This is a genomic window from Burkholderia sp. Ac-20379, from assembly GCF_017104645.1.
In the GTDB taxonomy this organism is placed as follows: domain Bacteria; phylum Pseudomonadota; class Gammaproteobacteria; order Burkholderiales; family Burkholderiaceae; genus Burkholderia.
Genome location: NZ_JAAGPF010000279.1, coordinates 1 through 9,913, shown reverse-complemented (window position 1 = coordinate 9,913; position 9,913 = coordinate 1). Strand labels below are relative to the sequence as shown.

Annotated in this window: 10 protein-coding genes; 4 read left to right on the top strand and 6 right to left on the bottom strand. The window is 69.8% G+C overall.

Annotated features, from left to right (window positions below; genetic code table 11):
- The 4 genes from G3N92_RS26020 to mdcA all read right to left on the bottom strand — a co-directional run.
- On the bottom strand, nucleotides 1-589 hold a 589-nt coding region (locus G3N92_RS26020), incomplete at its 3' end, for a biotin-independent malonate decarboxylase subunit gamma (protein WP_206130463.1).
- Nucleotides 576-1,499, bottom strand: coding sequence for a biotin-independent malonate decarboxylase subunit beta (locus G3N92_RS26015; RefSeq protein ID WP_206130462.1), 924 nt, complete (start codon nucleotides 1,497-1,499; stop codon nucleotides 576-578). The genes G3N92_RS26020 and G3N92_RS26015, both read right to left, overlap by 14 nt.
- A complete protein-coding gene (gene mdcC / locus G3N92_RS26010) occupies nucleotides 1,496-1,813 on the bottom strand; it encodes a malonate decarboxylase acyl carrier protein (RefSeq protein ID WP_206130461.1) in 318 nt (105 codons plus the stop codon). The genes G3N92_RS26015 and mdcC overlap by 4 nt, the downstream gene beginning before the upstream one ends.
- A gap of 75 nt (nucleotides 1,814-1,888) precedes the next feature.
- Nucleotides 1,889-3,535 (bottom strand): malonate decarboxylase subunit alpha, encoded by a 1,647-nt coding sequence (gene mdcA, locus G3N92_RS26005; protein WP_206130460.1) that lies wholly within the window; start codon nucleotides 3,533-3,535, stop codon nucleotides 1,889-1,891.
- A gap of 202 nt (nucleotides 3,536-3,737) precedes the next feature.
- Between mdcA and G3N92_RS26000 the strand changes: the two genes are divergently transcribed.
- The gene (locus tag G3N92_RS26000; RefSeq protein WP_206130459.1) at nucleotides 3,738-4,586 is read left to right on the top strand and encodes a LysR family transcriptional regulator; all 849 of its coding nucleotides are present in this window, start codon (nucleotides 3,738-3,740) and stop codon (nucleotides 4,584-4,586) included.
- Nucleotides 4,587-4,628: 42 nt separating this feature from the next.
- On the opposite strand, the gene G3N92_RS25995 is transcribed toward G3N92_RS26000, so the two are convergent.
- Entirely contained in the window at nucleotides 4,629-5,549 is a 921-nt protein-coding gene (locus tag G3N92_RS25995) for a 3-hydroxyacyl-CoA dehydrogenase NAD-binding domain-containing protein (protein WP_206130458.1), read from the bottom strand.
- Between the two features lie 193 nt (nucleotides 5,550-5,742).
- Nucleotides 5,743-7,608 carry a phosphoenolpyruvate carboxykinase (GTP) gene (locus G3N92_RS25990; RefSeq protein WP_206130457.1) on the bottom strand — a complete coding sequence of 622 codons (1,866 nt, stop codon included), beginning with the start codon at nucleotides 7,606-7,608 and terminating at the stop codon, nucleotides 5,743-5,745.
- A 524-nt stretch (nucleotides 7,609-8,132) separates the two neighbouring features.
- Between G3N92_RS25990 and G3N92_RS25985 the strand changes: the two genes are divergently transcribed.
- The 3 genes from G3N92_RS25985 to G3N92_RS25975 form a co-directional block, all read left to right on the top strand.
- The gene (locus tag G3N92_RS25985; protein ID WP_206130456.1) at nucleotides 8,133-8,636 is read left to right on the top strand and encodes an Hsp20/alpha crystallin family protein; all 504 of its coding nucleotides are present in this window, start codon (nucleotides 8,133-8,135) and stop codon (nucleotides 8,634-8,636) included.
- Nucleotides 8,637-8,657: 21 nt separating this feature from the next.
- Nucleotides 8,658-9,083: an Hsp20/alpha crystallin family protein gene (locus G3N92_RS25980; protein WP_206130455.1), complete on the top strand. Its 426-nt coding sequence runs from the start codon at nucleotides 8,658-8,660 to the stop codon at nucleotides 9,081-9,083.
- A 206-nt stretch (nucleotides 9,084-9,289) separates the two neighbouring features.
- Nucleotides 9,290-9,913 (top strand): DUF2242 domain-containing protein (locus G3N92_RS25975; RefSeq protein WP_206130454.1); only part of this gene is annotated, 624 nt, incomplete at its 3' end.

The following is a 9,913-nucleotide window of genomic DNA, read 5'->3' as shown; positions in this document are numbered from 1 at the left end:
CCAGTTGCGCGCCGAGCGGCTGCGCCGGATCGAGCACGGCATCGACCGCGCCTGTCTTGGCGAGATTGTCGAGGCCCGGCGCGAACACGGCCGTCGATTTCGCCATCTCCTGCAGCACGTCGAGCGGCAGCTTGGTGACGCGCGAGATCGACGGCAGATCCATCACCGCCGGCTCCGCGCCAGGCAGCGCCACCAGCACGCGCGTGGCCAGGGCCGTCGCGATGAACGCCCCGGCCGCCGTGCCGCCATACAGCAGGCCGACCGTCGGATGGCCGCGCAGGCTCGCCAGCATCAGGCTCTTGGCCAGATGCGACAGGCACTCGTTGAGGCCGAGCAATTCGTCGCGCTTGCTCATGCGCTGGCTCGCGCTGTCCACCAGCACGAGGATCGGCGTGCGATCGCCGCGGCGCACCGCATCGAGCACGCGCGCCGACAGCCACAGGGCTTCGTCCACGCCGACGAACGCGCCGCCCGACACGCCGATCACGTCCACCGTGCGGCCCGCGACGGTGGCGCGGCCGGCCAGCAGGCCGTCGTCGCGCACCGTCACGTCGTGATCGAAGGAACCGAGAATCTCATCGAGCGTCATCGCGCGTCTCCTGAAGGCGGTCGGCCAGCGCGGCGAACGCGTCGCCGGGCATGGCGGGAATGGCGTCGGCCTCGGCATCGGTCGCGCCGAGCTTGCGCCAGACGTCGCGCGCGTCGGCGCACTCGCCGAACGCCGCGAGGCGCGCCTCGAGCCGCGCCTGCTCGGCATCGAGCACCGCGAGATCGAAACCGTGGCGCACCGCGAGCAATTCGAGCGCGGCGGCACGGAACGCCGGCAGCGCGTCGTCGACGAAACGCTCGGCGCCGCCGATCAGCCGGCGATGCTTGCCGCCCATGGTGCGCCAGACCAGCGCGCGATCCTTCGAGTCGAATTCCTCGACGCCGCGATTCGTTTCGATCACCTCGGGGCCGGACACGCTGATGCGCCCCGGCTCCGACACCGCCAGCGCCGAGCAGCACGCCGCCAGCAAGCCGCCGCCGCCGTAGCAGCCGGCGCGGCCGCCGATCAGCCCGATCACGGGCACGCCGGCGTCGCGCGCATCGACCAGCGCGCGCATCACCTCGGCGATCGCCAGCTCGCCCGCATTGGCTTCCTGCAGGCGCACGCCGCCGGTATCGAACAGGATCAGCACCGGCGTGGCCGATTCGCGCGCGGCGCGCAGCAGGCCGGTGAGCTTCGCGCCGTGGATCTCGCCGAACGCGCCGCCCATGAAGCGGCCCTCCTGCGCGGCCACCAGCACGGCGCGGCCGTCGAGCGTGGCGCGGCCGACGATCATGCCGTCGTCGAACTGGCGCGGCAGCGCGAACAGCGGCAGGTGCGGGCTCATTTCCCGCTCGGCCGGGCCGATGAATTCGGCGAAGCTGCCGGCATCGACGAGCCCGTCGATGCGTTGCCGCGCCGACGCTTCGTACCAGCTCGCGCCAGCCGTGGAGAGGTCGAATCCGCTCATCGCAGGCCTCCCTCGATCGCACGAACCGCCTGGGCGAGCCGCAGCGCCACCGTGTCGGGGCGCGCGCCGCCGTCGTTGATCGAGAAGCGCAGGCCGCCCGGCGAGCGCCGCTCGACGAAATCGGCGATCACGGCCTGCCACACCTCGCCGAAGCCGGTGGCGGCGGTTTGAATGTCGATCTCGCAGGCCGCGCCGGGCAGCACGCGCTCGACGAGCACTTCGAGATTGCCGGATGCGACGACGCCGACCAGCGCCGACGCCGCATCCCCGCCCGCGCGCTCGCGCGCGGTGTGACGATAGTTGAGCTGTTCCATTCGATCTCTCCCGCCGGCCCGCTCGGGGCCGGCCGAAACGCGCGCGGGTCGGCTGCCGCCCCGCGCGGCAGGTCCTTACCAGTTGCGAAAGCGTGACGGCGGCGCATACAGGCCGCCGGACCAGTGCACGAGGTCCTTCACCGAGCGCGCCGCGAGCAGGCGGCGATCGGCGTCGAGCGGATCGATGCCGAGATCCTCGGGGCGGCGGATCACGCCGCGCTCGCGCAGCCGTTCGACCAGCTTGCGGTCGCGGCCGCGGCCGACGTCGGTATAGCCGGCCACGCCGCGGATCGCATGTTCGCGCTCGTCGGCGTCGCGGCACAGCAGCAGGTTCGCGATGCCCTCCTCGGTCACGACGTGCGTGACGTCGTCGCCGTACACCATGATCGGCGCGAGATCGAGCGAGAGCTTGTCGGCCAGGCGCAGCGCGTCGAGCTTCTCGACGAACATCGGCACGTTCTTCTCGCCGAACGTCTCGCCGATCTGCACCACCAGCTTGCGCCCGCGCCGCAGCGCGGCCGGCGTGTGCGGATCGGCCTCGGCGCCGGCCTTCAGCCACGGCTCGCTCGAATGGCGGCGGCCGCGCGCGTCGCTGCCCATGTTCGGCGCGCCGCCGAAGCCGGCGATGCGGCTCTCGGTCACCGTCGACGAATGGCCGGCCAGATCGATCTGCAGCGTTGAGCCGATGAACATGTCGCAGGCGTACAGGCCGGCCGTCTGGCAGAACGCGCGGTTCGAGCGCAGCGAGCCGTCCGAGCCCGTGAAGTAGATGTCGGAGCGCGCGCGGATGTAGTCGTCCATGCCGACTTCGGAGCCGAAGCAGTGGATCTGTTCGACCCAGCCCGATTCGATCGCCGGGATCAGCGTGGGATGCGGATTGAGCGCCCAGTGCGTGCCGACCTTGCCCTTCAGGCCGAGCCGTTCGCCGTAGGTGGGCAGCAGCAGCTCGATGGCGGCCGTGTTGAAGCCGATGCCGTGATTGAGCCGCTTGATGCCGTAGGGCTGGTAGATGCCCTTGAGCGCGAGCATCGCGGTGAGGATCTGGGTTTCGGTGATCGCGGCCGGATCGCGCGTGAACAGCGGCTCGACGAAGAACGGCCGGCCGGCCTCCACGACGAAATGCACGCGGTCGCCCGGGATGTCGACGCGCGGCACGCGATCGACGATGCGATCGACCTGCGCGATCACGATGCCGTCCTTGAACGCCGTGGCTTCCACCACGGTGGGCGTGTCCTCGGTGTTCGGGCCGGTGTAGAGATTGCCGTCGGCGTCGGCGCTGACGGCCGCGATCAGCGCCACCTGCGGCGTCAGATCGATGAAGTAGCGCGCGAACAGTTCGAGGTAGGTGTGCACGGCGCCCAGCTCGATGCGGCCGCCGAACAGCAGCTTGGCGATGCGCTGCGATTGCGGGCCCGAGTAGGCGTAGTCGAGGCGCTTCGCGATGCCGCGCTCGAACACGTCGAGATGCTCGGGCAGCACGATGCCCGATTGCACCATGTGAAGATCGTGGATCTTCGCGCTGTCGACCTCGGCAAGCGCCGTGGCCAGCAAATCGGCCTGCTTCTGGTTGTCGCCTTCAAGGCAGACACGGTCGCCGGGGCGCAGCACCGCCTCGAGCAGCGCCGTCGCGTCCTCGGCCGCCACCCGCTTGCCGCGCGCGAGCGGCGCGCCCGCCGCGAGGCGTGCGTCGCGGGCCTGCCGCGCCTGATTCCATGCCGTCATTGCGTCTCTCCTCCGATGCGGATCCGGTGCAGGCGATTGTATGCCGCGCCGCGCGGGCCATTGATGAAGTTGCCCAATGCCACTCAGAGGCCGCGCCAATCGATCGCGCGCCGCCCGCGGGCGTCTTGCCGTAGACTTCTGCGACGGCCCGGCCGGGCAGCGCCCGCGCGCCGCCGCCGACGTCGTTCACCTGGATTCCACCATGCGTCCGTTACCGCCCGAACTGCTGCGCAGTTTCGTCGCCGTCGCCCAGACCGGCAGCTTCACCGCCGCGTCCGAGCGCGTCAATCTCTCGCAATCCACCGTCAGCCAGCACATCCGCCGGCTCGAGGAGCTGCTCGACCGGCCGCTGTTCGAGCGCGACACGCGCAACGTGCGGCTGTCCGCCAACGGCGAGGCGCTGCACCGCTACGCCAGCCGCATCCTCGAACTGATGGACGAGGCGGTGATGTCGGTGTGCGGGCCGCCGCTGTCGGGCAAGGTGCGGCTCGGGATGTCCGAGGATTTCGCCTCGGCCCACCTGACCGCCGCGCTGGCCAGCTTCATCCAGCGCAATCCCGAAGTCGAACTGGAGATCGCCACCGGCCTGTCGGGCGACCTGTTCCACGCGCTCGACGAGGGCCGTCACGATCTGGTGTTCGCCAAGCGCATCGCCGGCAGCCGGCGCGGCCGCGTGATCCGCACCGAGCCGCTGTACTGGTGCACCGGCCCGGCCTCGCCGATCACGGGGCGCGAAGCGGTGCTGCCGCTCGCGCTGCATCCGGAGCCGAGCGTGTCGCGCCAGCGCGTGCTCGAAACGCTGAACGCGATCGGCCGCCCGTACCGCATTGCCGTGTCGAGCAGCAGCATCGCGGCGCTGCGCGCGGCCGCGGCCGCCGGGCTCGGCGTGTCGGCGTTCGCCGGCTATGTGATTCCGCAGGGGCTGGCCAAGCTCGAGGCGGGCCTGCCCGTGCTCGGCGATCTCGAATACGTGATCGACCGGCCCGCCTCGGCGTCGCGCTCGACGCTGGCGCTCGAAGCCACGCTGGTGGCCGCGGCGGCGGAGTTCTGAGGCGCGCGCCGCCGTTCGTCCAACGCGTGCGCCGCCGGGCGCTCAGGGCAGGAAGCTGCGCCGGCGCGCCTCGATCAGTTCGACCAGCAGCCGGTCGCGCTCCGCGCCAAGCTCCGCGATCGAGCGCGCGCCCTGAATCTCGCGCAGTTCCTCGATCAGCTTGCGATCGACGTCCTCGTTGAACGACGGCGTGCCGAGATCGTCCCACCAGCTCGTGATCGGCCCCGACAGATGGTCGAGAAAATGCGCCATGCCGCCGTCGCCGCCGCCGAGGTGATAGGTCAGGCCCTGCCCCATCAGCCCCCAGCGCAGGCCCGGCCCCCAGGACACGGCCTTGTCGGCATCCGCCACGCTGACCACGCCCTCGCCCACCAGGTGATAGACCTCGCGAAACAGCGCGGCGGCCAGCCGGTTCGCCACGTGGCCGGGCATCTCCTTGTTCAGCACGATCGTGACCTTGCCGAGCCCGTCGTAGAAGCGCTTGGCGCGCGCGATCGCGTCGGGCGCGGTGAGCGCGCCGCCGGCCAGTTCGACGAGCGGAATCAGATGCGGAGGATTGAACGGATGCGCGATCAGGCAACGCTCGGGATGACGTTCGCAGGCGGTCTGGATCTCGGACATGCGCAACCCCGACGAGCTCGACCCGATCAACGCGGCCGCCGGCAGCCGCGCATCCATGCGGCGATACAGCTCGCGCTTGACGTCGAGCCGCTCCGGGCCGTTTTCCTGCACGAAATCCACGCCGTCGAGCGCGGCGTCGAGATCGGCCTCGAAGCGCAGCTTCGCGCGGCAGGCCGCGAGCCGGGTCTCGCCCATGAAGCGCGCGAGCGCCGCGTCGAGCCGCTCGGCCGCGCCGGGCGCCGGGTCGGTCACGACCACGTCGAAGCCCTGATCGAGGTAGAAGGCGGTCCAGCTTGCGCCGATCACGCCCGCGCCGACGACGGCAATGCGTTGGATATCCATGGGATCCGGTCTCCGGTAGCGAATTCGCTCGTTGAATGATGGCGACGATTGTCGCACCGAACGGCTTCGGATTGCTCCGGGCCGCCTGGGCCGGCCGCTTGCGATCGCGGAGCCGCCCGCCCATGAAAAAACGCCACGCGAACCGGGTTCGCGTGGCGTTTCGGACGATGCGCCGGGCAAGCCGGCTACCGAATCAAGCGCCGAGCCGCGCTTCGAAGGCCGCCTTCGTATCGGCCAGCGCCTGCGGCAGGCGCGTCTTCAGCTTGTCGAACAGTTCGTCGTGCAGCGCCAGTTCCTCGCGCCACGCATCGCGATCGACCGAGGCCACCTGCTCGAACTGCTCGGCCGTGAACGCCATGCCGCCCCAGTCGATGTCCTGATAGCGCGGCGTCAGGCCGAGCGCGTGCTCGACGCCCTCGCCGCGGCCGTCGATGCGCTCGAGCATCCACTTCAGCACGCGCATGTTCTCGCCGAAGCCGGGCCACGCGAAGCGGCCGTCGGCATCCTTGCGGAACCAGTTCACGCAGTAGATCTTCGGCAGCGTCGCGCCCGACGCTTCGAGCTGGCTGCCGAGCTTCAGCCAGTGCGAGAAATAGTCGCTCATGTTGTAGCCGCAGAACGGCAGCATCGCGAACGGATCGCGGCGCACCACGCCCTGCTTGCCGGCCGCGGCGGCCGTGGTTTCGGAGCCCATCGTGGCGGCCATGTAGACGCCTTCGGTCCAGTCGCGCGCCTCGGTCACGAGCGGCACCGTGGTCGAGCGGCGGCCGCCGAACACGAACGCGTCGATCGCGACGCCGGCCGGGTTGTCCCAATCGGCGTCGATCGACGGGCATTGCGAGGCCGGCGCCGTGAAGCGCGCGTTCGGATGCGCGGCCTTGCGGCCCGTTTCCTTGCCGATCGCGGGCGTCCAGTCCTGGCCCTGCCAGTCGCGCAGGTGGGCGGGCGGCGTGTCGGTCAGGCCTTCCCACCAGACGTCGCCGTCGTCGGTCAGCGCGACGTTCGTGAAGATCACGTTCTCGCGCAGCGTGGCCAGCGCGTTCGGGTTGGTCTTCTCGCCGGTGCCCGGCGCGACGCCGAAATAGCCGGCTTCCGGATTGATCGCGTAGAGCCTGCCGTCCTGGCCCGGTTTGATCCAGGCGATGTCGTCGCCGATCGTCGTGACCTTCCAGCCGTCGAAGCCGGCCGGCGGAATCAGCATCGCGAAGTTGGTCTTGCCGCAGGCCGACGGGAACGCCGCCGCGATATGACGCTTGGCGCCATCGGGCGCGGTCACGCCGAGGATCAGCATGTGCTCGGCCAGCCAGCCTTCGTCGCGGCCCATCGTCGAGGCGATGCGGAGTGCGAAGCACTTTTTCCCGAGCAGCGCGTTGCCGCCGTAGCCCGAGCCGTAGCTCCAGATCTCGCGCGTTTCGGGGAAATGCACGATGTACTTGGTGTCGTTGCACGGCCACGGCACGTCGGCCTCGCCGGCCGCGAGCGGCTTGCCGACGCTGTGCACGCACGGCACGAAATGGCCGTCCTCGCCGAGCACGCGATACACGTCGCGGCCCATGCGCGTCATGATCCGCATGTTGACGGCCACGTACGGGCTGTCCGACAGCTCCACGCCGATGTGCGCGATCGGCGAGCCGAGCGGCCCCATCGAGAACGGCACGACGTAGAGCGTGCGGCCGCGCATCGCGCCGCGGAACAGGCCGTCGAGCGTGCCGCGCATTTCTGCGGGCGCGACCCAGTGGTTGGTCGGGCCGGCGTCGTCGCGCGCTTCGCTGCAGATGAACGTGCGATCCTCGACACGTGCCACGTCCGACGGATCGGACAGCGCGAGAAACGAGTTCGGGCGCTTGGCCGGATTCAGGCGAATCATCGTGCCCTGCGCGACCATCTGCTCGCAGAAGCGATCGTATTCTTCCTGCGAGCCGTCGCACCACACGACATTGTCGGGCTCGGTCAGCGCGGCGATGCGCGCGACCCAGTCGATCAGGCCGCGATGGCGAACGTACTCGGGCACGTCGAGCGACAGGGAATGCGCAGCCTCGACCGCTTGGCTTCGGGTCATGAAAATCTCCAGACAGGTGTTGAAAGGGAAGACGGTGAGCGTGGGGCCTGCGCCTCAGAGCGGGCGCGGCGGCGCGCGGCGCATCGCAGGCCTCGCGACATCGCGGGGCGCCGGGAGCGCAGGCCGGTTTCTGCGCGGCGCGGCGGCGCGGCCTGCGGCGAAACCTTCACGGGTAGGGGGGCGTGCAACGATCGCGGGAATCGGCATTGCCGATGCGAGACCTCAGTATTCGAGAGTGGGCCAGCATACCATCGCGTTTCCAAAGTTTGGGATGGCATGGCGCCGCTGCTAGGGATGATCCCGATAGGGATGCCCCTGAAGCGGGGCGCGACCCTCGCGGGCCGTCGGCAATCGATGCACCCGCACGCATCGATTTGAAAAATCCCTCTTGAATTCGTGCGCAACGCTCCTACTTGTGGAGCCATGAGGCGGTTGCGCTCCGCACCGCCGGTTGACCCCGCATCGCATGCGCCGCGCCCCTTGCGCGCCGGCCGTGCCGATCGATCTTCGAGAGGATTCGAACCATGACCACGTATCGCTTCGGCGCCGATCTGTTCGGCGAACTCGACCGGCTGCAACGGCAGATGTCGGGCTTCGCCGCCTCGCGCGGCCGCCGCTTCGACGCGTTCCCGCCGATCAACGTCGGTGCGAACGACGACGCGATCGAGATCGTCGCCTTCGCCCCGGGCATGCAGGCCGCCGATTTCGACGTGACGATCGACAAAGGACTCCTGACGATCAGCGGCGAACGCAGCATCGCTTCGCCTGCCGCTTCTTTTGCGTCCGATAATGTTTCGGATACCGAATCGTCTGGCGCGGACAATGCCGCTTCTCCCGCGTCAACCGCACCGGCGGCCCCGGCTCGGCCGCTGTCCCGCGAACGCTTCAGCGGCCGCTTCCGCCGTGCGGTGGAACTGCCGTCGAATGCCGACGCGGGGAGCATCGAGGCGCGCTACGACAATGGTTGTCTGCGCATCCGTATCGCCAAGCGCGCTGCCGCACAGCCGCGTTCGATTCACGTTCAGTAAATTGTTGCGAGGAACTTCGCCATGACCACGACTCCCGAACTCATCGACCGCCCGGCCGCCGATACTTCCGCACCGGCCCAGGCGAACCCCCACGACACGCCGCGCCGCGGCCCGAGCGTCACGCCGGCCGTGGATATTGCCGAGGACGCGCAAGGCATCACGCTGTGGGCCGACCTGCCCGGCGTCGCGAAAGCGGGCCTCGACGTGCGCGTGCACGACGGCCGCCTGACCATCGACGCCCAGGCCGAGCTGCCGCAAGCGGCCGGCCTGCGCGTGCAGCATGCCGAACGGCGCACGCCGCGCTATCTGCGCAGCTTCGCGGTGAGCCCGCACTTCGACACCGCGCGCATCGACGCGAACCTGCGCGACGGCGTGCTGACGCTGCGCATCCCGCGCCGCGCCGAAGCGCTGCCGCGCAAGATCGAGATCGCAACCGGCCAGGCCTGAGCGATTCCGGCAGCGCGTCCGGCACGATCCCGCCCTCGTTGGGGCGGGATTTTTTTGCGTGCGCGTTTCGGGGGCGGCGCTCGCGTTCGCGCGGCACATGCAGCCGGACATCAGGGGAAACTATAATAGCGGCCGGTCACGCAACCGTTTCGACGCCGCATCGCGCGGCGCCGGGCCCGACGCGTCCCCTCCCACTACCCGACGCCATGCACAATCGACTCAGCCTGATTTCCCTGACTTGCGCGTTCGCGGCCACGGCCCTGCTGTCGGCCTGCTCGTCCGCACCCAAGCCGCTGTACACGCAGGAGCAGTTCGACGCGTCGAGCAGCCCGTACACGCACACCTTCCACGACAACGCGTCGGCCACCTGCGAGGCCGCGCGCCGCGCGCTGCTGAGCCAGGGCTACACCACCAACCTGACGCGGCCCGACACCGTCGACGGCAGCAAGAACTTCCAGCCGGCCAGCGATTCGCACGTGGTGATCGAGTTTCACGTGGTCTGCGTCGATTCGGATCCCGATTCGGGTGCGAGCATCGCCTACGTGAACGCCGTGCAGGATCGCTACACGCTGAAAAAAACCAGCACCTCGGCCAGCGTCGGGCTGTCGGTGCTCGGTTCGCTGTCCTTGCCGATCGGCTCGAGCGACGATTCGATGGTGAAGATCGCCAGCGAGACGATCCCGGCCGGCGTGTTCTACGACCGCTTCTTCAAGCTCGTCGACCACTTCCTGAAGGTCAATCCGGCCAAGCACGGCAAGGCGGCGGCCAAGGCCGCCGAGCAGGAGCCGGTCGCGCCGCTGCCGGAACCGGCGCCGGGCTCGGGCGGGCCA

Excerpts from the sequence above, each read along its gene's own strand:
- G3N92_RS25985 (WP_206130456.1), top strand. The coding sequence starts at position 8,133 with ATGACCACGTATCGCTTCGGCGCCGATCTGTTCGGCGAACTCGACCGG.
- G3N92_RS25990 (WP_206130457.1), bottom strand. The coding sequence starts at position 7,608 with ATGACCCGAAGCCAAGCGGTCGAGGCTGCGCATTCCCTGTCGCTCGAC.
- G3N92_RS26000 (WP_206130459.1), top strand. The coding sequence starts at position 3,738 with ATGCGTCCGTTACCGCCCGAACTGCTGCGCAGTTTCGTCGCCGTCGCC.
- G3N92_RS25995 (WP_206130458.1), bottom strand. The coding sequence starts at position 5,549 with ATGGATATCCAACGCATTGCCGTCGTCGGCGCGGGCGTGATCGGCGCA.
- G3N92_RS25980 (WP_206130455.1), top strand. The coding sequence starts at position 8,658 with ATGACCACGACTCCCGAACTCATCGACCGCCCGGCCGCCGATACTTCC.
- mdcC (WP_206130461.1), bottom strand. The coding sequence starts at position 1,813 with ATGGAACAGCTCAACTATCGTCACACCGCGCGCGAGCGCGCGGGCGGG.
- mdcA (WP_206130460.1), bottom strand. The coding sequence starts at position 3,535 with ATGACGGCATGGAATCAGGCGCGGCAGGCCCGCGACGCACGCCTCGCG.
- G3N92_RS26015 (WP_206130462.1), bottom strand. The coding sequence starts at position 1,499 with ATGAGCGGATTCGACCTCTCCACGGCTGGCGCGAGCTGGTACGAAGCG.